We start from the raw sequence: 22074 nt of genomic DNA on the forward strand, positions 1-22074 counted from the left end.
GGCGCTGTCATCGGCCGGCTGTTGGGCCCAGGACCTGGTGGACTACATCCCCCGTCTGGAACGGGCCTTCGCCGCCGGCTGAGGCTCGCGGGTGTCGGCTGAGCCCCCGTGGGGCAGCCGCACCGCCGGTCGGGCGAAGTGCTGTTGGAGGCGGGTGTGGCGGAACTGGTAGACCGCGCCGACCTTGCGCAGCACGCCCCGCCGGTGTGCGTCTTCGAGGAATCCCATCGCCGTGCGGGGCAGCCGCCCGGTCAACGGCAGCCAGAGGCGCGCGAATACCGCCCACTGGCCCCAGGCGGTCAGGCTCAGTACGGTGCCGAGCCCGGCTCCGAAGGCGGTGAGGAGCCCGAACCGGAGCCCGTCCGGGATGGTCCAGCCGAGCCGGATGCCCCACAGGTAGCCGTCAAGCAGCTCGACGGCAGGCCAGCCCGCGACCGCGACCGCGGCCCCGAACAGCGGGGCGAACAGCAGCCCTTGCAGGAGGACGGCCTTGCGGTTGCGGGCCAGCAGCTCACCGGGGCCCGGGGCCTCTTCGATGGGTTCGAGCGCCTCGCACCAGGCCATCGCGGCGGCGACGGGCCCGCCCACGACGGCGAACATGCAGCCGTAGATGACGGCGTCCACCAGCCCGACCCTGAGGGCGTACGGGTCGCCCGACAGAAGCTTGCGGACGATCCCCTGCAGCAGGCCGATCCCGAGCCCGCCCGCCAGCCCTCCGGTGATCCCCAGCCCGGCCCGGGCGAGGATCTCCGTGCCGGACCTGGCCCCCTGCCGTCGCGCGCCGCGTCCGAGGCGGATGCGAACGCGGGAGGGTTCGAGGGCCCCGCCCTTGAACGCGAAGCCGATCCCGTGGGCGAGGGCGAAGGCCATGGCCGCGGGGACGGCGTTGATCAGGGTGTCGACCGCGGCGACGAGGATCCCGTGCACGAGTCGGGGCCACAGGCCGGGTTCGGGCCCCGGATAGGCGAGGGCTGCCTGGACCCCGTCCACGGGGCCGACGAAGAGGCCGACGCACACCGCGCAGACGAGCCCGGTCACGGCCATGCGCGGCCAGAGGCTCACGGCGGTGCCCAGTTCCCACCAGGCGAGATCGGGCGTGCCGCGCCGTTCCAGGTGCCGTGCGAGGAAGCCCAGCCAGTGCGAGACCCGCTGCTGGTCTGCCCGCCGGCCCTCCCAGGGCGCCTCCCGTGACGTCCTGCGGCCGGGCTGGGGAGGCGGCAGCGGATGTGCGGGGTAGACGGACGGGACCAGCGAATCCAGCAGGTGGCGCTCGACGTCTGCGGTGGTGGGGAAGTGGAGCCGGTCGGCGAGCTCCTCGGGGGGCTCGTCCGGGTGGGGATGCTCGTAGGCGGTGCGGCACAGCCACAGCATGAGCGGGACCTTCAGTACCTCGGCCGCGGGGCAGGACGGGTCCTTGCGCAGCGCGTCCGCGAGCGGGCGCCAGCGCTCCTGCTGCTGCGGCGTGGCAGATCTGAGGAGGTACTGCGCGGCCTGCTCGGTGGTCAGCGGGTCGGCCTTCACCACGGTGGCCTCCCGCAGCACGGACGCGGAGTGGACCGCCGTCCGGTAGTCCTCGGTCCGGCACGTCAGGATCAGCGCGATGCCCGCCGCCAGAGCGGTGTTGAGCGCCCGCAGGGCGTTCGGCCGCTCGGCGGCCGGCAGCTCGTCCAATCCGTCGAGCACGGGCAGGACGCGGTTGCGGGCGAGGAGCTCACGAACCGTCCCGCGCTCCAGATAGGGGTACTCCCGCAGGAGCTGGCGCTCCAGCCACCCGGTCAGGTGCTCCTCGGCCGGCCGCCAGGAGGCGAGTGGCAGCAGCACCGGGACCGGGTCGCCCACGTCCATCCGCTGCAACAGTTTGATCACCAGCAGGACGGCGAAGCTGCTCTTGCCGCTGCCCGGCCCGCCCAGAACCACCAGCCTGCGCCGTTGCGAGTGCGAGAACGCGTCGGCGAAGGACGCCAGGTCCGCGGTACTCGCCTCGCCGGGACGCCAGGTCCGCTCGGCGTGGTCGGCAAGCTCCGCGGCGCTCGCGGCGCGCCAGCCTACCGGGATCGGGTCCGGCTCCAGCAGACCGCGCAGGGCGGCCTCCTGGCGCCACTGTGCCAGCACCGCGTGGCCCAGGCTCTGCGCGCCCAGCTCCACCGGGTCGGGGAGGGCGAGGGTGAAGTAGACGTTCTGGACGTTGTGGTTGCCGCTCTGCAGGGCGACCTGGCCTTTGAAGAAGGTATCCGGGCCGTGGTCGCGGTGGGGGGTGTGGTCGGGCCCCGGCTCCCTGTCGCTCATGGGGAGCCGATGCGGTTGTGCTGCCGGGTGTGGTCGCCGATCACGAGTGCGGTGGGTTTGTTGAAGGTGTTCCCGGCGTCCTGGTCGTCCGCTTCCGCCGGGCCGGAATCGTTCTCCTCCCCGAGGTGTTCGGGCGCCGGTTGGAGACCCGGTCGGGAGGGCGCCACACCGACCCCTGCCGGCAGGGCATCACCACCGGCTCCCGGGCCGAGGCCGGTCACGCCCCGGAGCCGAAGTGGACGTCCTGCCGGTTCCAGTCGCCGATCTGTACGGCGGTCGGGCCCTGGAAGGTGTTGCCGGACACCGTGGTGCCGCCCGCCGGACCGGGTCCGGGCCGCCCGGCAGCCAGGCGTCGCAGCTCGGCCGCGACCTCCTCACGTTCCCCGGCGTCCAGGCTCTCCAGCAGGACCTCGAAGCGGCCCTGCCAGCTGATCTCCTGACCCTCCCGAACGTGCTCTGCCTCCGTCAGCCCGGCCGCCGCCAGCAGTTCGGCGGTCCGGTCGAGCCGTTCGAGCTCCGCCCGTTCCCGGCGACCGTCCGCGCGCCCGAGCAGCCGGGCCACCCGCTGCCGCAGCCCGCCCCACGCGTCGGTACCCGCTGCCTGCACCACCGCCGTGGCACCCGCCGCCGCCACCGCAGACAGCGCCTCTTCCAGCATGCCCGCCCCCTCGCCCGTACCTGTGGTCCTCCGGTCGTCCGACGACCGTACCAAGGCATGCACCGTCAGACGGGGTCTCCGGGAAACCAGCCGAGCACCGCGCGACTCGGCCCTGGACGCACCGATGAGGCACCCGTCGCGACAGCGCGCCGTTGCCGCGTCCGGGGCCGCGGGAGGCAGCTCCGTCGGTGGTGTGGGCGTGGGACACATAGAAGACCGCCTCATTGTGATGGCCCACCACATATACCCCTGACCTGCCGACTTCTACGTTGTGGCGACACGGAAACTCCTCGTCGACCGCCTGGAAGTGGTGTTCATGGCCTCCCCCGAGACCGCTCCCCCGACCGCCGGATCCATCAAGAGAATCGTCGCCGCCAGTCTCATCGGGACCACCATCGAGTGGTACGACTTCTTCCTCTACGGCACCGCCGCCGCGCTGGTGTTCAACAAGCTGTTCTTCCCCACCAGCGACCCGCTGACCGGGACCCTGATCGCCTTCGTCACGTACGCCATCGGGTTCCTCGCCCGGCCCCTCGGCGGGGTCGTGTTCGGGCACTTCGGGGACAGGGTCGGGCGCAAGAAGCTGCTCGTGCTCAGCCTGCTCATGATGGGCGGGGCGACGTTCGCCATGGGGCTGCTGCCCACGCACGCGAGCATCGGGGTCGGGGCTCCGGTGCTGCTCACGCTGCTGCGGCTGGTGCAGGGGTTCGCGCTCGGCGGCGAGTGGGGCGGGGCCGTGCTGATCGTCTCCGAGCACGGCGGCGACGAGCACCGCGGCTTCTGGGCCTCCTGGCCCCAGTCCGGCGCGCCCGGCGGGAACCTGCTGGCCACCGGGGTGCTCGCGCTGCTCGCCGCCGTACAGTCGGACGCCGCGTTCCTGGCGTGGGGGTGGCGCGTGCCGTTCCTGCTCTCCGGCGTGCTGGTCGCCGTCGGGCTGTGGATACGGCTGTCCGTGTCCGAGTCGCCCGTCTTCCTCGCCGCGCGGGCCGCCCGGCAGGGCCGACGGGACGAGGCGCCCGTCGTGCAGGTGTTCCGCCGGAGCTGGCGGCAGGTGCTGACGGCCGTCGGGGCCCGGTTCGGCGAGAACATCTCGTACTACGTCCTGACCTCCTTCCTCCTCGTGTACGTCACCGTCCACCTCGGTCTCCCCAAGAGCACGGCCCTGAACGCCGTGTTGATCGGCTCGGCCGTCCACTTCGTCACCATCCCCGCCTGGGGTGCGCTGTCGGACCGGATCGGACGCCGCCCGGTGACGCTGATCGGCTCGGCCGGCATGGCCGCCTGGGCCTTCGCGTTCTTCGCGCTCGTCGACTCGAAGTCGTTCCTCGTCATCACCGCGGCCGTGACCGCCGGGCTGCTGCTGCACGGCGCGATGTACGGGCCCCAGGCCGCCTTCGTCTCCGAGCTGTTCGACACCGAGGTGCGCTACTCCGGTGCCTCCATGGGCTCCCAGCTCGCCTCGATCGTCGCGGGCGCGCTCGCGCCCGTCATCGCCGTCGAACTCCTCAAGGACTACGGCTCGTCCGTCCCGGTCTCGCTGTACCTGTGCGCGGCCGCCGTGGTCACCACCCTCACCGTGGCCTTCGCCCGCGAGACCCGGGGCCGCGACCTGGCGCGCCCGAGCACGGCGCCGGCCTCCGCACCGGGGTACGACCGGCAGGGTGCGGCGGGCACACTGTCCGCATGACCTCCGCGATGGACCCCGTACGGGAGTTGCTGGACCTGCTGCGGCGCGGCGCGCCGGCCGAGGAGTTCGCCCGTCCCGCCGCTGCCGCCCGCGGCGGCGGGGCGGACGCCGCCGAGCAGGAGGCCGTCGAGGAGGCCACCTCGGTGGCGCTGGAGATCCGCCGGACCCTGGACCAGCACCGCCGGCGCGAGGCGGAGCTCACGGCCCTGTTCGACACCGCCGGCGACCTGGCCGCCCTGCGCGACCTCGACGCCGTGCTGCGGGCCATCGTCCACCGGGCCAGGATGCTGCTGGGCACGGACGTGGCGTACCTGACCCTCAACGACCCGGTCGCCGGGGACACGTTCATGCGCGTCACCGACGGCTCCGTCTCCGCCGCCTTCCAGCAGCTGCGCCTCGGCATGGGCGAGGGCCTGGGCGGGCTGGTCGCCCAGACGGCCCGGCCGTACGCCAGTGCCGACTACCGCGGCGACGACCGCTTCCGGCATACGCGGACCATCGACAGCGGGGTTCGGGAGGAAGGGCTGCGCGGCATCCTCGGCGTCCCGCTGCGCGTCGGCACCCGCGTGATCGGCGTGCTGTACGCGGCGGACCGCCAAGTGCGCGAGTTCGCGCCCGACGCGGTGGCGCTGCTGTCCTCCCTCGCCGACCACGCGGCCGTCGCCATCGACGGCGCCCGGCTGCTGGAGGAGACGCGGGCGACCCTGATCGAGCTGAACGCCGCCACCGAGCGGGCCCGCGCCCACAGCGAGGCGATGCGGCTCGCGGCCGAGACCCACGACCGCCTCACGCACCTCGTGCTGCGCGGCGGCGACGTGGCCGACGTGGCCCGGGAGGTCGCCGCGCTGCTGGGCGGCGGGCTGGTGGTGCACGACGCCGACGGTGTCGAGCTCGCGCGGGTCGCCGCCGATCCGCGCGAGCCGTCGGCCCAGGCGCCGTCGCCCCACGCGCTGGCGGCCTCGCGGTCCGGCGGGCGCGCGGTGGCCGTGGACGGGGTCTGGGTCTGCGCGGTCCTGGCCGGGCCGGAACTGCTCGGCGGGCTCACCCTCGTCGGGCGCGCCGACCTGGCGGACAGTGACCGGCGGCTGTTCGAGCGGGCCGGTCTGGTGACGGCGCTCCTGCTGCTGTTGCGCCGGTCCGTCGCGCACGCCGAGGACCGGGTGCGGGGCGAGCTGCTGGGCGACCTGCTCACCCCGGGGCAGCCCGGGCGCCCGCGCGACACCGGCAGCCACAGCCTGCGGGCCCGCAAGCTCGGGGTCGTCCTGACCCGCCCGCACGCGGTCGTCGTCCTGCACTGCGAGGCCGCGCTGCGCTCCCGGCTGACGACGGAGGCGGCCCGGCACGCGCAGGCACGCGACGGACTGGCCGGGCTGTACCAGGGGCGGGTCGTGCTGCTGGCCCCGGCCGAGGAGCCGGGCGTGCTCGCGCGGTCGCTGGCGGACGATCTGGGCAAGGCGCTGGGCGCCCCCGTCACAGCGGGCGCGGGGGGTCCCGCCGCCGGTCCGCAGGGGCTGCCGGACGCGTACGCCGAGGCGCTGCGCTGCCTGGAGGCGCTGCACGCGCTCGGTCACACCGGTTACGGCGCGGGCCTGCCCGACCTGGGTTTCCTCGGCGTGCTCCTCGGCGACCGCACGGACGTGAGCGGGTACGTCCGCCAGGTGCTCGGCCCGGTCATCGACTACGACGCGCGGCGCGGGACGGAGCTGGTCCTCACCCTGGAGGCGTACTTCGCCCACGGCAGCAGCCTGACCCGGACCAAGGACGCCCTCCACGTGCACGTGAACACCGTCGTACAGCGCCTGGAGCGGATCGGGAACATCCTCGGCGAGGACTGGAACGCCCCGGCGCGAGCCCTGGAGATCCAGCTGGCGTTGCGCGTCCTGCGGGTCTCGGACCGGGGGCGGGTGGAGTCGCATGAGCGGGGAGGCACTGGAGCGTGACCGGGCGGCCACGTACCCGCTGCTGGCGCAGGAGGGCGGGCTGTTCCTCGACCGGTTCACCGGTGTCGCGGTGCGGCCTGGCATGCGACAGCGGCGGGATTTCGCCGAGTTGACCGCCGCCAACGAGCTGGATCTCGTCGCGGTCAGCGCGCAGGTGCGGGAGCGGCACGGCGCCGGGCTGCTCGGCCTGTTCACGCGGTGGCGGCCGCTGTTGTCCGAGGCGGCGTGGGAGCACTGCCGGCGCCTGCTGCCGGGCTGATCAGCGGGGCCGAGCGGGCCGCCGAGCGGGCCGGTGGCGGCGCTGGTACGAGAGGGTGACGGCGGCGAGCAGGGGGCCCCACAGGACCAGGGGGAGGTAGAGGAATCCGACGACGGTGCTGCCGAGCGGGGTCATGCCCGGGTGCGGAATCGCCCACCACGCGAGGAACGGGGTCCACACGGCGAGCAGCCCGGCGGTGACGACCCAGGCCGTGGCGGTGACCGCCCGGGGCGGGATCCGGCGTCCGCCGAGGCGGGGTATCCGGCGCGGGACCGTCTCGCCCCACGGGCGGACCAGCGCGAGCGTGAGCAGCGCGAGCACCTCGGTGGCCAGGCTGAGCGCGACCACGTAGCCGGCGCCCCAGCCGGTGACGCCCAGGGCGTCGTAGCCGGCCTCGGTGTACCCGCCGAGGAAGCCGGCGGCCAGCAGGAGGCGCCAGATCCCGTTGGGCAGCGGGCAGAGCGCGGCCACGTGGGCTGCGCGGATCACCCAACGGGGAGCGGGCCGGGTGGAGTTGGGCTGCGCACTGATCGTCATGCGCACCATCGTGCCGCTCGGCCACGGCCGTGCCGTCACCCCCGCGCACGGCCCTCGAAGCCTCCGCTCCCCCATCCGGGGGAGCCCCCCTCGGCCTCCGTGCGCAAACCCTGCCGGGCGCCGCGACCCGGTGAACCTTTCCGGTCACAGCACTAGGTCGGCAGGGCCGTGAGCCGGCCGTCCAAGACGGCCGCGCCCGACCGCACGGCGCGTTCCGCGAGACCGCCCAGCTCGCTCGGGGTGAGGCCGGCCAGGGCGCGGACGTCGCGGGCCAGGTGGGCCTGGTCGTAGTAGCCGCAGGCGGCGGCGAGTTCGGCCAGGGAGCGGAAGGACCCCGGCGGCACCGTCAGCGCGCGCTGGAAGCGCAGCACGCGGGTGACGGACTGCGGCGGGAGTCCGATCTGCTCGCGGAACAGCACTTGCAGGCGGCGCCGGCTCCGCCCGGTCGAGGTCACCAGCTCGCGCAGGGTCGTGCCACCGTGGCTGGCGCGCAGCCGGTGCCAGGCTTCGGCGGCCACCGGGGACACCGGCGGCCCCTCGCCGAGCCGCCGGCCGAGCGCGTCGTCCAGGATCGCCCAGCAGCCCTCCCAGTCCCGGGCTGCCGCGCACCGCTCCGTGATCCGCGCCGTCCAGCGCGCGCCGAGCACGTCCTCGGCCGCGACCCGGGTGTCCGCGAGCCCGGCCATCGGGACGCCGAGGCAGGCGTACGCGCCCAGCGGCGTGAACTCCACCTCGATCGCCTGGCCGACGCCCGGGTACCCGCCGAGGACGGGCGAGGTCCGCAGGCCGAACAGGACCGACCGCCAGGCCTCACCGGGCCCCCGGTCGCCCGGTTCTCGCACGCGCAGCGGCTCGCCCCAGCCCAGCACCAGGGTGACCGTGGCGGCCGGCAGGTTGAGACGGGGGGCGGGCCCGCCCCCCTGCGTCCGGTACCCCCGGTACTTCACCACCCGGCCCCGCAGCCACGGGGGCGCGGGCCGTTCGATGCTCCCCACCCGCTGCGCCGTCCGCACCCGACTCACCCGCCTTCGTGGACCGCCGGCCGGGTCCCGCGCAGCAGTGTGGGGCGCGGGCGCGTGGCGGGTGAAGGCGAGGACCGGCCAAGAGCCGGGCCGGCCCCGCCACCCGGCGCGGCCCCGCCCCCGGCCGCACCCGCCCGGCCGCGCTCGCCGGGCCGGGGCCGCGCCGGGTTCCTATGCTCGGAGCAGGCGGGGCCACGACACCATGCGATGGAGGCGACGGCATGACCGAGACGGCGGACGCACGCGAGGCCGACCGCGCGCTCAAGGCGAAGCACCGGACGATGTGGGCGCTCGGCGATTACCCGGCCGTCGCGACGCAGGTCGTCGCGGCGCTCGGACCGGCACTGGTCGAGGCGTGCGGGGTGAAACCCGGCGACCGGGTGCTCGACGTCGCCGCCGGATCGGGGAACGCCGCCATTCCGGCGGCGCTGGCAGGCGGGGACGTGATCGCCTCCGACCTGACGCCCGAGCTGCTGGACGTAGGACGGCGGGAGGCCGCCGAGCGCGGCGTCGAGCTGCGCTGGCAGGAAGCGGACGCCGAGGCGCTGCCCTTCGAGGACGGCACGTTCGACACGGTCATGTCCAGCGTCGGGGTCATGTTCGCCCCGCACCACCAGGCCACCGCCGACGAACTGCTGCGCGTCTGCCGCCCGGGCGGCACGATCGGGCTGGCCAACTGGACCCCGGAGGGGTTCATCGGGCAGATGTTCGCCACCATGAAGCCGTACGCGCCGCCTCCGCCTCCGGGAGCGCAGCCGCCGCCGCTGTGGGGCCGCGAGGAGCACGTGCGGACGCTGCTCGGCGACCGGGTCACCGGAGTCGAGGCGCGCCGGCGCACCGTCCGCGTGAACACCTTCGCCACGCCCGAGGAGTTCCGCGCGTTCTTCAAGGCCGCCTACGGGCCGACGATCGCGGTCTACCGGAACATCGCGGACGACCCCGAGAAGACGGCCGCCCTGGACCGGGCCCTCGACGACCTCACGGCCGGCGCGCTGCGGGACGGGGCGATGGAGTGGGAGTACCTCTTGTTCACCGCGCGCCGCGCCGACACCGCACCCGCGTAGGGGCGGGCCGACCCGGGTCAGGCTCCCGCGCGCCGGACCCGGGCGAGGACGAGGACGGTGTCGTCGGTCGCCGTGTCGGGCAGGAGACTGCCGAGCACGCGGTCGGCGGCCTCCTCCAGCGAGTCCACGTCGCCGCGCAGCTGACCGCTCAGCGCCTCGATGCCCGTGTCGATGTCCTGGCCGCGCGCCTCGATGAGGCCGTCGGTGTACAGGGCCAGGGTGGCCCCCTCGGGCAGCTCGATCTCCGTGGACCGAAACGGCACGCCGCCCACTCCGAGCGGCACTCCCAGCATGTCGCCGACGCTCTCGACGGTCCCGTCGGTGTGGCGCACGAGGAGCGGGGGGTGCCCGGCGTTGGCGATGCGGGCGCGGCCGGTGTGCGGGTCGTAGAGGACGTACAGGCAGGTGGCCCAGTCGATGCCGGCTTCCTGGGCGCAGGCGTCGAGCTCTTCGAGCAGCGCGCTGGGCTCGGCGTTGTGCCGGGCGAGCGTTTTCGCGGTGATCCGCAGGCGTCCCATGGCCGCGGCGGCCGGGACCCCGTGGCCCATCACGTCGCCGACTACGAGGGCGACGCGGTCGCCGGGGAGGCGGATGGCGTCGTACCAGTCGCCGCCGACCTCGGTGACATGGCTGCCGGGCAGGTAGCGGTGGGCGATGTCCACGTACGGGCCGGCCGCCGGGGCGCTGGGCAGCAGGGCGCGCTGGAGGGTGAGGGCGATGTCCTGGACGCGGCCGTAGAGCCGGGCGTTGTCCAGGCACAGGGCGGCGCGGGAGGCCAGCTCGCCCGCGAGGCTGAGGTCCTCCTCGGCGAAGGCGGGTCGGGCGGCCGAGCGGCCGAACATGGTGATGCCCTGGACCGTGCCGCGCGCGACGAGCGGGGCGATGACGATGCAGGCGAACCCGCTGTCCATCAGCAGCCGGGCGCGCTGGTCGTGCACGACGGTCCGGGTCACGAAGTCCTCGTCTACCTGGACGCAGAGGGGGCGGCCGGTACACAGCATCTCGTGGATGGCGGAGCCCGGCGGGTACGTCACGGTGTCGAGGCCGGCGACCAGCTCGGTGGCGACGGGGCCGAGGGTGGTGCCGGCGGCGATCCGGTGGGTGACCAGCGGCAGTCCCGGGTCGAACACCTCGGGTTCGGCCATCCACTGCACGAGTTCCACGACGGCTCCGTCGCAGAAGTCCGGCATCGCCGCCTCGACCAGCTCGCGGGCGGTGATGTCGAGGTCCAGCGTGGTGCCGATGCGGGCCGTGGCCCGGTCGAGCAGGGCGAGGCGCTGCCGGGCGGCCGTCGCTTCCAAGATGGCCTGCTCGCGGTCGGTGACGTCGACCAGCAGGCCGCCCACCCCGCGCCGGGTGTCGCCCGCGCCGCTGAGCGGGAAGAAGCTGACCGAGCGCACCTGGTCGCGGTCCGGGAGGCCCGGTGTGCGCAGTCCCACGAGCGCGCCGACGACCGTGCGGCCCTCCTTGACCACGGCGCGCAGCATGCGCTGGTACTCGCCGCCGTCGGAGGTGAGCATGATGTCCTGCATCCGGCGGCCGAGGTGGTCGGCGAGGGGGACGCCGTCCATGTCGGCCAGAGCCTGGTTGAGATGGACGTACCGCAACTCCTCGTCGAGCATGACCAGACCGATGGGACAGGTCTCGAAGAGCGCGTCGAGGAAGGACAGGTTCGTCTTCACCCGGTCGAGCTCGTCGCCCCGGCTGGCCAGGCCCATGACGACGGTGCGGCCGTCGGGGCCGGTGAGGGGGAACACGCGGAATCCGCAGTCGAAGACGGCGCCGTCGCGGTGCAGGGCGGGCAGGCGTACGCGCCAGTAGCCGAGGGTCCGGGCGCGCTCCGTGAGGTGCTCGGCGGCGGAGGGCTCGCCGGGAGCCGGGGCGGGGAACAGGGCCGAAGCGGACCGGGACAGCACGGACCGGGCCTCGTGGCCGAAGAGGTTCTGCGCGCCGGGTCCCCAGTAGTGGACGCGGTTCTCCTCGTCGAAGCCGAAGACGGCCACCGAGACGTGTTCGAGCAGGGACCCCGGCTCGGAACGGAGCGGCCCGGGGTCTCCGTCGTCCGACGGCCGGTCCGGTGGCATCTGGGCCCCCTTCCGTCGGGCGCGGGCAGGCCCTTCAATTCTGCCCGTGGTCCGGGAGGGGGACATCACGGCGGGGCGGCGGTGTCCCGGGGTGCGGGGGCACCGGCCAGTGGCCAGACTGGTGGCATGGCGAACAAGGCTGCACTCGTGGGCGGGCCGGGCGACCTGCCGGAGCGGATCGTGACGGCTCCCGCCCCCGGCGAGGACGTGAAGGTCGCGCACCGCGGCGGGTACGAGCACTTCAGGGCCACGTCGCGGCAGCAGGACGGCCCGCAGGGACCGCTCCCCGTCTACGAATGGTGGGAGCGCACGGAATTGCCCGGCTGACCGCTCCCCCACCTGCGGAGTTCTACGCTTTGTCACCCTGCTGCCACTTTCGGTGAAGATCCGCCGAATGACCGATGTGCGTCATGGGCAGAGCTGAGATGTGATCTCGCAACTGCTCGAACGGTTCCGGCGTCCCGGCGCACTCGCCTTCACGGCCGACTTCGGATCGGCGTCCCAGTGGGTCGCCGGGCGGTCCTGGGCCTATCCGGACGGCGGCCCGGTCAACCCGGGCGACGACAAACTGGACCACCTCGTCGACGACCCCTCCTACAGCCGCAGCGGCCTCTTCCGCGCCACCCGCCGCCCGGACGGCAACTGGAACACGGGGCTGCTGACCACCGAAGGCAGCTCCGACGACTTCATGCTCCGCGCGAACGACGTGCTGGAGGCCCGGGTCAGGCTGCCGGAGGCGGCCGGCGCCTGGCCCGCGATCTGGACCTGGCGGGACGGCGGCCAGGAAGTGGACGTCTTCGAGTACCACCCCGACAACCCGGACCTGCTGGAGCTCTCCAACCACGTGCGCAACGGCGGCTCGCGCTACTTCCGCGACCCGGGGGTGGCGCCCGGCGCGTGGGTCGACCTCAAGGTCAAGTTCGGGGCGGACTCGGTGGTCTGGTGGGTCAACGGCACCCGCGTGTTCGCGGACCGGCGCGGGGTGGGGCGCCGCTGGCGGGCGTACCTCATCGTCAACCTGTCCATCAGCGCCGGGCGTTACCACCCGACGCCGGACCCGGCCGTCTCGGAGATCTCGTACGAGGTCTCCGAGCTGCGCGTCTACCGCTCCTAGGCCGTGACCGCCTCCGGTTCCCCGGCGGCCAGCGCCTGCCGCAGCCGCCGGGCCTGCGTGACCAGTTGGGAGGAGCCGGTGCGCGACGCCAGCGCCGCGAGGCCCCCGGGGCCGGGCCCGCCCGCCCCGGAGCGCTCCACGCACTCCGCCGCCACGGCCAGCAGCTCCCCGGCGCCGCGCGGGATCGCGGCGCCGTCCGCCAGGAGCGCCGGGAGCGCCTCGGACAGCGCCGCCCACGTGGTGGCGTAGGCGCCGGTCGCGGCGAGCGTACGAGCCGCGTCGGCGAGCCGGTTGGGTTTGACGGTGCCCAGCCGTACGAGTTCGGCGATGTCCCGCCCGAGCAGCCCCGTGTCCAGCTCACCCCGGGCGGCGAGGACCAGCAGCGCGTCCACGGCCGCCAGCCGGTCCTCGGGGTGCCGGGCGCCCAGAGCGGTGGCCACCACCAGATGGACGGCCGGCCCCGCCGGACCGCCGAGTTCGGCCAGTCGCGACAGCCACGCGCCCGCTCCGCGCCCGTCGAGCGCCGCGCAGACGGTCATCTCGGGGAGCAGCCATGCCGCCTGCGTCTCCCGGTCCTCGGGCAGCACCGCGGCGTACGCGGCGCCGTCCGGGTTCCAGTGGTAGCAGCGCCCGCCGCCGCCCGTGTACGGACGGCCGAGCTTGTGGAACGCGGCCGGGAACTCGCCCTGTACCACCGGCCGTTCCCGGGTTTCGAGCACGACGCGCCGGATGGTCTCCCACCCCTGGTCCCACCCCCGGGGCCGACGGCTCACGTCCGGTTCCCTGACCCGGCGCAGCTGCTCCGGCGGCTCGCCGGCGGTGGTGAGCCAGGCCGCGAGGCGCTCGCCCTCCCGGGTGCCGAGGGCCCGCGCGGCCTCGGCGGCCGCGGGGTCGCGCCGGACCCTCAGCAGTGCCTGGGCGAAGTCGGCGGGGGCCGGCCCGGCGCCCAGCCGGCCGTACGCGGCGAGCCGCTCGACGAGCTCCTCCGGTTCCAGCGAGCCCGTGTCCCAGGTGGGCGTGGCGAGCAGGAACGGCAGCGGTCCGGTCACCGTGTGGTACGCCGCCTCGGTCAGCCGGGCGGCGACCACCGTGCTCAGCACGGCGTGGACGCAGTCCTGGTGGAAGCCGTGGCTCCGGGGAACGCGCTCGGGCCTCAGGTCGTACGCGCGTACGCAGCCCAGTACCGCCGCCGCGACGAGCTCGATGCCCTGGACACGGCCGGCGTCGGCCTGCTCGTCGCCCTTCGCCCACCAGCGGTCGGCCAGGGCCGGGCGCAGCGCGGCGGCCAGGGCGGCCCGGTCGTGGTGGGCGTGGCGGACCAGGCCGTCGAGGGTGGACTCGAACTCGGCGACCGTCGGGTTGCGGGAGTTGGCCAGGGCCGCCACCATTTCGACGGTCTCGGCGAGCGTCTGCGCCTCGGCGGGCAGGCGGCGGCGCACCGGGGCCGGCGGCAGGATCTCCTCGTACGGCGGCTCGTCACCGAAGGCCGCGCCGGATTCCGTGTCGGCGCCCAGGAGCGCGGCGGCCTCCTTGCGGTGGACCGGTCCCAACAGGTCTGCCTGGAAGACGAGTTCCATGCGCAGCTCGTCGTCGCCGGGCCGCAGGTGCTTGGCCACCAGCTTGAGGGCGCGCTCCTGTATCGCGGTGTCCGCGTGCCCGAAGGCCCCGGCGACGGCCGGCAGCAGGACGTGCCGCGTCTCGGGGTCGCGGCCCAGGGCCTTGCCCAGCAGCACCAGTTGGGCGCGTACGAGCTTCTTCTCCGGGCGGAACAGCGCCCCGGCCGACATCTGCGCGAGCGGCTCGGCCGCGAGCTCGCCCGCCTCGGACAGCCCGGCGAGGACTTGCTGGGCGTGCCCGGCCGGTGCCGACGGCGCGTCGGCGGTCATGGCGATCCAGTCGGCGGTGTGTTCTCGCAGCTCGGCCGGGGTGAGGTCGAGGCGCTGGAGCAGCACCTGGTAGAACTTCAGCGCTCCCGGGCGCCCGCCGCGCAGCAGCCGGGACACACAGCCGTCCACCAGGACCCGGCGCTCGACGATCCCCTCCGCCGCGAGGGCGGTCAGCTCGGAAGGCCAGTGGTCGGGGGCCTGCGGGTCGGCGTACCAGCTCAGGGTGGCAGCGGGTTCGGCCGTCTGGAACAGCAGCGGCACCAGCTCTCGTACGCGGGGGTCTTCGCGCAGCGCCACCGAGAGCGGGCGGCGCGCGGAGCGCGGGAAGCCGCCCGACACCATGGAGTCGGCCCAGGCGTGCACGAATCCGTCGGTGGTGGGGGCCGGGCAGTCCGCGAGCGTGATCAGTTCTCGGATCAGCGGGTAGTTGGCCTCTACGGTGGCGGCGCGGCCGGCGAGGCGGTGGGCGACGTCGCCCAGCCAGGCGGGCTCGCGGTCGCCGAGCACGGCGAGGAGGTGGGGCAGTACGGTGCCGCCCCTCACCAGGAGCCCGTCGTTGAGGTCGCGCGCGCCGATCCAGGCGGCTGCGGCGGCGGCACCGGTGTGGCAGCCGGCGCCCGCGACCAACAGGGCGGATCCGGTCGAGCCGTGTGCGCGGCGCTGGGTCCAGTCCCAGTCGCGGATCTCCCGGCGCAGGGTGGTGAGTTCGGCGAGCATGGCCCGACGCTCGGGCACGGTGAGCCGCTTGACCAGGAGGGGAAGCAGACTGGTGCGGCCCGCGCGGACGGCGTCGAGGATCTGGCTCATCGGGTGGCTCCGGAAACGTGTGCGGCGGCCGCGGGTGCGGCGGCGGTCGAGGTGGGCGTGAGGGTGGCGCGCTGCGCCATGCGGACGGCGAGGGCGTGCTTGCAGGGGCCGCGCCGGCCCCGGTAGTCGGCCCACCACTGGCAGGTGCAGCTCAGGACGCCGCCCGGCGCCTCGCGGACCTGGTAGTGGCGCTCCCCGGACACCACGGTGGCGGTGTCCCCGGTCCCCGGGAGGACCGCGCCCGCCGCCAGCAGGGCGCGGGCGGCGACCAGTCGCGGGTTGTGCCGCTCGGCGCGGGCGCCGTCGTACGGCAGCTCGCGGTGGAAGTACGCGGCGTCGGCGATGTCGTAGCCGACCCGGCCCGCGGTGCCGAGGCGGGCCAGCGCGGCGCGCACCCGGGCCACGCTCAGGCCGGACTGCTCGGCGAGGTCGGCGGTGTCGATGCGCGGTTCCCAGGCGAGGAGCACGGAGACCAGCTCGGCGTCGCCGGCGGCCTCGTCGGTGGCGAGGGCCTCCAGCACGCCGCCTTCGCCGGAGAAGCCGCGGGCGGGTTCCGGGGAGAGGGTGAGGGTGAGGCGCATGCCGGGCATGGTCACCTCCCAGGCGGAGGCGGTGGGCGCGCCGTCGTGCGCGGCGGGGCCGTACACGCGCAGGCCGGTGGCGTGCCGCAGTACGCGCTGGAGCGCGGCGAGCCGCTCGGGGCCGGGCAGGCAGACGGCGCCGGGGACCGGCCGGGTGGTGGGCCGCAGGGTGCGGCCGGCGGGGACGACCCACATCGGGCCGCGGGCGGGGGCGGAGCCCGTGGTGGTGCGCGGGAGGGCGCGCAGGAACCGTACCGCCTCGGCGGCGGTGAGTTCGGCGCGCAGGTCGAACCCCACGGAGATCACCTGGGACTCGGCGAAGCCGCGCAGCCAGCGGTCGGGCAGCGGCACCTTCTTCTCCACGACGGGGCCGTCGAGGGTGGTGACGGCCAACTCGTCGGGGCCGACGCGCAGATGCAGCGGATCGTCCCCGGCGAGGCGGGACAGCGCCTCCCGCAGCGGGTTGTTGACGTCCACGTTGGTGGTGCCGTGGCCGGTGTCGGCGCCGTCGAGGCCCTCTTGGAGCACGTCGAGGCGGGCGTACACGCCGCAGCATCCGGAGAACGACTCGAACCGCAGCCGGTCGCCGTTGCCCGTGACCACCGGGTCCAGCGAGGCCCGCAGGGTCCGCTGGTAGTAGCGCGTGGCGGCGACGTCGGCGACGGCCAGCAGCCCCCGGGCGGCGGCCTGGGGCGAGGTCAGGAACCCGGCGAAGAACCGGGGATGGGCCTCGGCACCGACCGGGGTGAGCCCTCCCGCGGTCTCCAGCCCGAGGAGCCGGGCTCCCGCGTCGGAGGTGAGGGCGGACGAGCGTGCGTAGGCCAGTGCCTGAACGGATCGGGTCATGAACGGCACGCTAGATCCAGGCACTGACAACGGCCGGGCGCCGCCGCGGCGTCAGTCGGGCACGGGGTCGCTGAATCCCCGCCGGCGGGCAGCCCCGGGCCGGCAGCGCAGCAGCCGTCCCAGCACCAACCGGCCGCCGCGCAGCGCGCCGTGCCGCTGCAGGGCCTTGACGGCGTACGTGGAACAGCTCGGCGTGTACGGACAGCAGGCGGGCCGGGTGGGGCTGACGGCGACCCGGTAGTGGCGGACGGCGTCGTACATCGCCCCCGCGGCCCGTCCGGCGGGTCGCGGCGCGGCGGGATCCGCGCCGGCGCCGGGCCGTCGGGCGGTCCGAGCGGCGGCCGGTCGCACCAGGGCGAGGAAGATCGAGGCCAGCCACATCTCGGGGCAGCAGGTCCGGCACCCGGAGCAGCTGTCGGCCACGGCTTCGACGCAGTTCTCGACGGGCCCTTCGTCCTTGCGCTGCCGCCGCTCCTCCCTCCGCCGCCGCTGCTCCTGCTTCCTGCGCTGCTGCTCGGACATGGCGCCCCCTCCTGAATCCCGCCACGATCCTATGTACCCGCGCCGAAACCGCCGTCGGCGCCCCCGGCTCACTGCGCGGCGAGGCGGCCGCTGAGCCACGTCAGCGACGGGGGGATCTCACGGTTCCAGGTGTTGAAGCTGTGGCCGCCGTGGTCGAGGGTGATCGACGAGACGCGTGCGGGGGCCTTCACCTTCTTGATGAACTCCCGCGTGGGTCCGAGGTTGCCCTCCCCCTGGAGGGAGGTGGTGACCAGGAAGGAGGTGTTGCCCTGCGGCAGGTGGTCCAGGCTCCACAGCAGGTCCGCCCGCTTCTCCTCCTTGGCGTTGCCGTGGAAGAGGTCGCCGGACTTCGAGTCGATGTCCGGCTTGTAGTCCGCCGACAGGCCCACGCCGGCCGAGTAGCTCTCCGGGTGCTCCAGGGCGACCTTCAGCGCGCAGTAACCACCCGTGGAGTCACCCATGATGGCCCAGTTGCGGGGCGAGGTGCCGACGCGGTAGGTGCCGGAGATCGCCTGCGGGAGGTCGGTGCCGAAGAAGGTCTCCGTCTGCGGGCCGCCGTCCGGTATGTCCACGCACTGGGTGTTGCGCGGCGGCGCGACGGTGGGCCGCATCATCACCAGGATCATCGGCTGCGACTTCTTCTCCTTGGCCAGCGTCCACATCGTCTTCGGGTACCGCAGTCCCTCCAGCAGGTTCTCCGCCGTGCCGGGGAAGCCGGTGAGCACGATGACGGCGGGGAACTTCCGCTTCTCGTTGCCCTTCTGGAAGTACTCGGGAGGCAGGTACACGTAGGCCGGAGTCGCGATCTTGGACTTCTGTCCCTGGATCATGATCTTTTCGATCTCACCGCCCAGCCGCCGCGTCTCGCCGCCCGGGAAGTTGGGCTTCTGCCGGCCGATGACCTCCACGGCCGAGCCGCCGGCCACGTCCGCCCCGTCGGCCACCGTCGCCTTCTCCCGCCCCGCCAGTTCCGTCCAGGAACCGTAGATCAGGAAGCTCCGGTTCGCCGCGAGCCCGATCGAGGACAGCACCAGGACCTGCACGACGGCCACCAGCCCGACCCTCCCCAGCACCTGCCGCCACCCCGGGCGGGCGAGCCGCGGCCACAGCCAGACCGCCGCCGCGAAGAGGAGCGCGGTGCCCAGGAGGAAGAGGACCAGGAGCGTACTGCTTGTCAGACTCACGAATCAGGAGGGCTCTCTGCGATGCGACGGCCCGGGCCCCGCGGCCCGGTGGCACCCGCTGCGGGTGCGCGTCAGGCTAGACAGCCGCGCCGGGCAATCCGTTCCACGATCGCCCGCTCTGTCCGGGTCAATCCCTTTGCCCGACCGGAATTCACCCTGACAGACTCGGCGGATGGACAGCGCAACCCGTGAAACCCAGGTCACCGTCCGCGAGATGACCGCGTCGGACATCGACGCCGTCTCCGCCCTGCGGATACGCGGCTGGCAGTACGCCTACGCCGGGCTGATGCCGCAGTCGTACCTCGACGGGCTAGACGTCGCCGCCGACGCCGCCCGGCGGCGCGAGCGGTTCGCCGCCGACTCCGCCATGACCCAGCTCGTGGCCGAGACCGCCGAGGGGGCGGTGGCCGGCTGGGCGTGCTTCGGGCCGGCCCAGGACCGGGACCTCCCGGCGGGCGAGGGCGAGTTGTACGCCCTGTACGCCCGACCCGACCTCATCGGCAGCGGCGTCGGCCGGGCGCTCATGGCCGAGGTGCTCGGCCGGGCCCCGTACCCGGGGCTGCGGCTGTGGGTCGTGGAGGGCAACGCCCGCGCGCGCCGCTTCTACGAGCGCGCCGGCTTCGCCCCGGACGGCGGCACCTGCGCCGACGAGGTGGGTGGCGTACCCGTTCCCGAGGTCCGGTACCACCGTCCGCGACCCTGAGCCGTACCGGCCGGGCCGGCCCCGTCGGCGTCGCGGCGGCTACTGCGCGGCGGCCGGGGCGGCGTCGAGCTCCCAGGCGTGGCGCTTGAACTCGCGGGCGAAGTCGCCGTGGTCCTCCCACTGCCGGGCGATGCCGCGCAGCACGTCCCAGTGGTGCTCGACCGACTGGTCGATGACGCGGCGCACCGCCGGCTCGGCCGTCTCCCGCTTCTCGATGAGGCCCTTCACCGCCGACGCCTCCAGCACCGCGTTGCGCAGCGCGCGCAGGGCGCGGGAGGTGTCGTCCATGGCGAAGCCACTGTCGCTGCCCGTCTCCTCGGCGAACAGCGGGGTGAGCCGCGCCTCGATGAACGAGGTGATCCGCTCGAAGTGCTGCACGTCCATCGGGGGCTCCATCTCCTGCCGCGCGATCATCCGGCCCGGCATCTCAGGTCTCTTCCCGCCCGTTTCCAGGGCGTGCCGGCCTCGCGCCGGCAGGGGTACGGCGCAATTATCCGGTAACGGCGCGCGGTGATCCGTTCACCGGGCACTGACTGAGATGTCAGTCAGTACTGGTGGCTTCGGCCAAGCTGGCCGATGCTGGAGTCATGGGCGCTGATCCTGACGGCAGCGGCAGCGGCAACGGCGACGGAGGCCACGGCGACGACCGCAGTGGCCTCCCCGTCCTGCGCGCCCTGCGCGGTCCGGGCCCCAAGGCCCTGGCGGCGCGCCGCGCGGTGCGGACCACCCTCGCCGCGTGCATCGGGTTCTACCTGTGCCTGTACGGGCTGGACCGGTCCACCGCGGCGACGTACGCCCTGTTCGGGGCGGTGTCGATGGCCACGCTGTCCCACATTCCCGGCACCGGGCGCCAGCGGGCGGCCGTCATGGCGTGGACGCTGCCGGTCGCCTGGGTATTGGTGACCGCCGGGACGTACCTGGCCGTGCGGACCTGGAGCGCCGTCGTCGGGGTGCTGGTCATCGGCTTCGCCCTGGCCTTCGTCGCGGCGGCCGGGCCGCGCGCGGCGGGCGCCTCCCCCGGGCTGCAACTCATGTACATCCTGCCGTGCTTCCCGCCGTACGCCCCGGACACGCTGGGCGACCGGCTCGCGGGGGCGACGCTGGGCATCGGGCTGCTGATCCTGGCCGAGACCTTCGTGCTGCCCGAGCGCCGGGGCACGACGTACGCGCAGCTCGTGGCCCGGGCGTCCGACACCGCGGCCCGCTGCGCGGCCGAGCTGGGCCGGCCCCCGTACATCCTGTTCGACGCCTCCGCGGAGGCCGTCAAGGCGGCGGGCGAGTCGCTGCGGCCCTCCCTCGTCGCGGAGGCGGAGCGGCCGGCCGGGCCCGGTCTGCGGGAGCGTGCGCTCGCGCACGGAGGCCTCGCCGCCCGCACCCTGCTCAACCGGCTGGCCTGGCTGGCTCCGCCCGCCCCGGGACACCTGCCGGGCGAGGACGGGCCGGATCTGCTGGCCGCGGTGGGCCTGGCGGTCACCGAGACCTCGGCCAAGCTGAGCGCCACCGCCCACGCGTCCGCCCACACGACCGCCCACACGACTGCCCACGCGACCGAGCGCGGAGCCCGCGCCACCGCCCGCGCCGGAGCCGGCACCGAGGCCGCCGACGCCCTGCGCCGAGCCAGGCGGCAGGCCGCCGCGGCGGATTCGCTCCCGTCGACCGGCCCCGTACTGCGCCGCAGGGCGGCGCTGCTGGAGGTGGCCGACGCCACCGTGGCCCTGGCGACCGCCGCCGACCTGGCCGTACGGGGGCGCGCGGCGGCGCCCGCCCTGACCGAACCGGGCCGGTTCTGGTACGCCCGGCAGAACGACGTCCAGCTCTGGTTGCACCGGCTGGCCGGACACGCCGGGCCCCGCTCCGTGTACTTCCAGAACGCCGTCCGGATCAGCCTCGCGCTGGCGGCCGCCCGTACGGTGGCGGGGCTGGACTCGCTCCCGCACGGCTTCTGGGCCATGCTGGCCGCCCTCACCCTGACGCGGACCACGGTCGCCCAGACCGGGGCGACCGTGCGCCAGGCCCTGACCGGCACCGTGCTCGGGGCGCTGGCGGCCGGCGCCGTCCTCGCGTCCGTCGGCGGCGAGACCACCGTCTACGCCGTCGCGCTGCCGATCGTCATGCTCGTCGCCTTCACCGTCGGGCCGGTCCGGGGGGTGGGCTGGGCCCAGGGCATGTTCACCCTGGTGGTGTCGCTCGTCTTCGCCCAGCTGGCCCCCGCGACCTGGCGGCTGGCCGAGGTACGGATCCTGGACGTGCTGATCGGCAGCCTGATCGGCGTGGTGTTCGGGCTGCTGGCCTGGCCGCGCGGCGCGCAGCGGGAGCTGAGCCGGTCGGTCTCCGTCCTGCTGAGCAGCGCGGCGGCGACGGTCGAGGACACCACGGCGTACGTGAGGGCGGGCCGGCCCGCGAAGGCCCCCGACGACGAGCCGCTGCTGCACGCGCTGACGATGGCGGAGTCGGCCTTCGCGCAGTTCCAGAGCGAGCCTCGCGAGCACGAAGGGCCCGTCACGGACTGGCAGGTGGTCCTGATGACGGGCCACCACGTGCTGTGGGGGTCGCGCCGGCTGCTCGGCCGCACGGGCCCCGCCTTCGATCCGCAGGCCGACGCCTGGGCGCACGCGTACGCGACCGGGGTCGCCAACGGCCTGCGGCGGGCGGCCGGAACCCCCGAATCCGCGGCGGCGCCCGACCCGTGTCCCGACCCGGCCGCGCCGAGGATCGCGCCTCCGCTGTTCTTCGCCACCGCGACCTGGCTGGACGCGCTGACGGCCGACCTGGCCCGGATGGCGGCCGCGGGCAGCGCTCTGCCCGGCCATCGCCGCCGGGCGCTGCCGGACGGGGCGTGACCTCGGGGAGGGGCGGTCGTTGAACACGGCGGTCAAGCGAAGTGCACAAAGAAA

19 protein-coding genes are annotated in these 22074 nt (G+C 74.7%); 8 read left to right on the top strand and 11 right to left on the bottom strand.

The genetic code is table 11. The annotated features are described in order from the left end of the window. Positions 1–42 precede the first annotated feature (42 nt). The 3 genes from OG982_RS00515 to OG982_RS00525 are packed head-to-tail and all read right to left on the bottom strand — an operon-like array spanning position 43 to position 2944. Positions 43–2286, bottom strand: a complete 2244-nt coding sequence (locus tag OG982_RS00515) for an NACHT domain-containing NTPase (RefSeq protein ID WP_266790775.1) — start codon at positions 2284–2286, stop codon at positions 43–45. Beyond that, complete coding sequence (locus OG982_RS00520; RefSeq protein WP_266790773.1) at positions 2283–2453, bottom strand: hypothetical protein; 171 nt, start codon at positions 2451–2453, stop codon at positions 2283–2285. The genes OG982_RS00515 and OG982_RS00520 overlap by 4 nt, the downstream gene beginning before the upstream one ends. A gap of 50 nt (positions 2454–2503) precedes the next feature. Further along, positions 2504–2944: a hypothetical protein gene (locus OG982_RS00525; protein WP_266790772.1), complete on the bottom strand. Its 441-nt coding sequence runs from the start codon at positions 2942–2944 to the stop codon at positions 2504–2506. A 316-nt stretch (positions 2945–3260) separates the two neighbouring features. Between OG982_RS00525 and OG982_RS00530 the strand changes: the two genes are divergently transcribed. Genes OG982_RS00530 through OG982_RS00540 form a run of 3 tightly spaced genes read left to right on the top strand, consistent with a single transcriptional unit; the run spans position 3261 to position 6830 of the window. Continuing rightward, complete coding sequence (locus OG982_RS00530; RefSeq protein WP_266792308.1) at positions 3261–4631, top strand: MFS transporter; 1371 nt, start codon at positions 3261–3263, stop codon at positions 4629–4631. Further along, entirely contained in the window at positions 4628–6571 is a 1944-nt protein-coding gene (locus tag OG982_RS00535) for a GAF domain-containing protein (protein WP_266790770.1), read from the top strand. Before OG982_RS00530 ends, OG982_RS00535 begins: the two co-directional genes overlap by 4 nt. After that, positions 6546–6830, top strand: coding sequence for a hypothetical protein (locus OG982_RS00540; RefSeq protein WP_266790769.1), 285 nt, complete (start codon positions 6546–6548; stop codon positions 6828–6830). The genes OG982_RS00535 and OG982_RS00540 overlap by 26 nt, the downstream gene beginning before the upstream one ends. Here the strand turns inward: OG982_RS00540 and OG982_RS00545 are convergent, their stop codons facing one another. Further along, positions 6831–7367, bottom strand: a complete 537-nt coding sequence (locus OG982_RS00545) for a hypothetical protein (RefSeq protein ID WP_266790768.1) — start codon at positions 7365–7367, stop codon at positions 6831–6833. Between the two features lie 152 nt (positions 7368–7519). Further along, positions 7520–8362 carry an AraC family transcriptional regulator gene (locus tag OG982_RS00550; protein WP_266790766.1) on the bottom strand — a complete coding sequence of 281 codons (843 nt, stop codon included), beginning with the start codon at positions 8360–8362 and terminating at the stop codon, positions 7520–7522. 248 nt (positions 8363–8610) lie between these two features. Here OG982_RS00550 and OG982_RS00555 point away from each other — a divergent pair, with 248 nt between their 5' ends. Continuing rightward, positions 8611–9453: a class I SAM-dependent methyltransferase gene (locus OG982_RS00555; RefSeq protein ID WP_266790764.1), complete on the top strand. Its 843-nt coding sequence runs from the start codon at positions 8611–8613 to the stop codon at positions 9451–9453. Between the two features lie 17 nt (positions 9454–9470). Here the strand turns inward: OG982_RS00555 and OG982_RS00560 are convergent, their stop codons facing one another. Then, complete coding sequence (locus tag OG982_RS00560) at positions 9471–11537, bottom strand: SpoIIE family protein phosphatase (protein WP_266790763.1); 2067 nt, start codon at positions 11535–11537, stop codon at positions 9471–9473. Positions 11538–11663: 126 nt separating this feature from the next. Between OG982_RS00560 and OG982_RS00565 the strand changes: the two genes are divergently transcribed. Together OG982_RS00565 and OG982_RS00570 are read left to right on the top strand one after the other, a co-directional pair. Then, complete coding sequence (locus tag OG982_RS00565; RefSeq protein ID WP_266790761.1) at positions 11664–11864, top strand: DUF5988 family protein; 201 nt, start codon at positions 11664–11666, stop codon at positions 11862–11864. A gap of 100 nt (positions 11865–11964) precedes the next feature. Further along, positions 11965–12651, top strand: a complete 687-nt coding sequence (locus tag OG982_RS00570; protein ID WP_266947686.1) for a family 16 glycosylhydrolase — start codon at positions 11965–11967, stop codon at positions 12649–12651. Here OG982_RS00570 and OG982_RS00575 read toward each other — a convergent pair. The 4 genes from OG982_RS00575 to OG982_RS00590 all read right to left on the bottom strand — a co-directional run bounded on the left by OG982_RS00575 (position 12648) and on the right by OG982_RS00590 (position 18477). Further along, positions 12648–15344, bottom strand: a complete 2697-nt coding sequence (locus OG982_RS00575; RefSeq protein ID WP_266790757.1) for a DUF6493 family protein — start codon at positions 15342–15344, stop codon at positions 12648–12650. The two genes, OG982_RS00570 and OG982_RS00575, sit on opposite strands and share 4 nt — an antisense overlap. Continuing rightward, positions 15341–16771 (bottom strand): SWIM zinc finger family protein, encoded by a 1431-nt coding sequence (locus OG982_RS00580; RefSeq protein WP_266790755.1) that lies wholly within the window; start codon positions 16769–16771, stop codon positions 15341–15343. The genes OG982_RS00575 and OG982_RS00580 overlap by 4 nt, the downstream gene beginning before the upstream one ends. A 51-nt stretch (positions 16772–16822) precedes the next feature. Then, the gene (gene yidD / locus OG982_RS00585) at positions 16823–17293 is read right to left on the bottom strand and encodes a membrane protein insertion efficiency factor YidD (RefSeq protein WP_266790753.1); all 471 of its coding nucleotides are present in this window, start codon (positions 17291–17293) and stop codon (positions 16823–16825) included. Between the two features lie 68 nt (positions 17294–17361). Beyond that, a complete protein-coding gene (locus OG982_RS00590) occupies positions 17362–18477 on the bottom strand; it encodes an esterase family protein (protein WP_266790752.1) in 1116 nt (371 codons plus the stop codon). Positions 18478–18649: 172 nt separating this feature from the next. On the opposite strand from OG982_RS00590, the gene OG982_RS00595 reads away from it, so the two are divergent. After that, on the top strand, positions 18650–19180 hold the full coding sequence (locus OG982_RS00595) for a GNAT family N-acetyltransferase (protein WP_266790750.1): 531 nt from the start codon (positions 18650–18652) through the stop codon (positions 19178–19180). Positions 19181–19219: 39 nt separating this feature from the next. On the opposite strand, the gene OG982_RS00600 is transcribed toward OG982_RS00595, so the two are convergent. Then, positions 19220–19564, bottom strand: a complete 345-nt coding sequence (locus tag OG982_RS00600; RefSeq protein ID WP_266790749.1) for a hypothetical protein — start codon at positions 19562–19564, stop codon at positions 19220–19222. A 203-nt stretch (positions 19565–19767) separates the two neighbouring features. Here OG982_RS00600 and OG982_RS00605 point away from each other — a divergent pair, with 203 nt between their 5' ends. Beyond that, positions 19768–22020 carry an FUSC family protein gene (locus tag OG982_RS00605; protein WP_266790748.1) on the top strand — a complete coding sequence of 751 codons (2253 nt, stop codon included), beginning with the start codon at positions 19768–19770 and terminating at the stop codon, positions 22018–22020. Positions 22021–22074 lie beyond the last annotated feature (54 nt).

This window comes from Streptomyces sp. NBC_01551 (assembly GCF_026339935.1).
Taxonomy (GTDB): domain Bacteria; phylum Actinomycetota; class Actinomycetes; order Streptomycetales; family Streptomycetaceae; genus Streptomyces.

Excerpts from the sequence above, each read along its gene's own strand:
- OG982_RS00515 (WP_266790775.1), bottom strand. The coding sequence starts at position 2,286 with ATGAGCGACAGGGAGCCGGGGCCCGACCACACCCCCCACCGCGACCAC.
- OG982_RS00525 (WP_266790772.1), bottom strand. The coding sequence starts at position 2,944 with ATGCTGGAAGAGGCGCTGTCTGCGGTGGCGGCGGCGGGTGCCACGGCG.
- OG982_RS00530 (WP_266792308.1), top strand. The coding sequence starts at position 3,261 with ATGGCCTCCCCCGAGACCGCTCCCCCGACCGCCGGATCCATCAAGAGA.
- OG982_RS00535 (WP_266790770.1), top strand. The coding sequence starts at position 4,628 with ATGACCTCCGCGATGGACCCCGTACGGGAGTTGCTGGACCTGCTGCGG.
- OG982_RS00540 (WP_266790769.1), top strand. The coding sequence starts at position 6,546 with ATGAGCGGGGAGGCACTGGAGCGTGACCGGGCGGCCACGTACCCGCTG.
- OG982_RS00545 (WP_266790768.1), bottom strand. The coding sequence starts at position 7,367 with ATGACGATCAGTGCGCAGCCCAACTCCACCCGGCCCGCTCCCCGTTGG.
- OG982_RS00555 (WP_266790764.1), top strand. The coding sequence starts at position 8,611 with ATGACCGAGACGGCGGACGCACGCGAGGCCGACCGCGCGCTCAAGGCG.
- OG982_RS00560 (WP_266790763.1), bottom strand. The coding sequence starts at position 11,537 with ATGCCACCGGACCGGCCGTCGGACGACGGAGACCCCGGGCCGCTCCGT.
- OG982_RS00565 (WP_266790761.1), top strand. The coding sequence starts at position 11,664 with ATGGCGAACAAGGCTGCACTCGTGGGCGGGCCGGGCGACCTGCCGGAG.
- OG982_RS00575 (WP_266790757.1), bottom strand. The coding sequence starts at position 15,344 with ATGAGCCAGATCCTCGACGCCGTCCGCGCGGGCCGCACCAGTCTGCTT.
- OG982_RS00580 (WP_266790755.1), bottom strand. The coding sequence starts at position 16,771 with ATGACCCGATCCGTTCAGGCACTGGCCTACGCACGCTCGTCCGCCCTC.
- yidD (WP_266790753.1), bottom strand. The coding sequence starts at position 17,293 with ATGTCCGAGCAGCAGCGCAGGAAGCAGGAGCAGCGGCGGCGGAGGGAG.
- OG982_RS00595 (WP_266790750.1), top strand. The coding sequence starts at position 18,650 with ATGGACAGCGCAACCCGTGAAACCCAGGTCACCGTCCGCGAGATGACC.
- OG982_RS00600 (WP_266790749.1), bottom strand. The coding sequence starts at position 19,564 with ATGGACGTGCAGCACTTCGAGCGGATCACCTCGTTCATCGAGGCGCGG.
- OG982_RS00605 (WP_266790748.1), top strand. The coding sequence starts at position 19,768 with ATGGGCGCTGATCCTGACGGCAGCGGCAGCGGCAACGGCGACGGAGGC.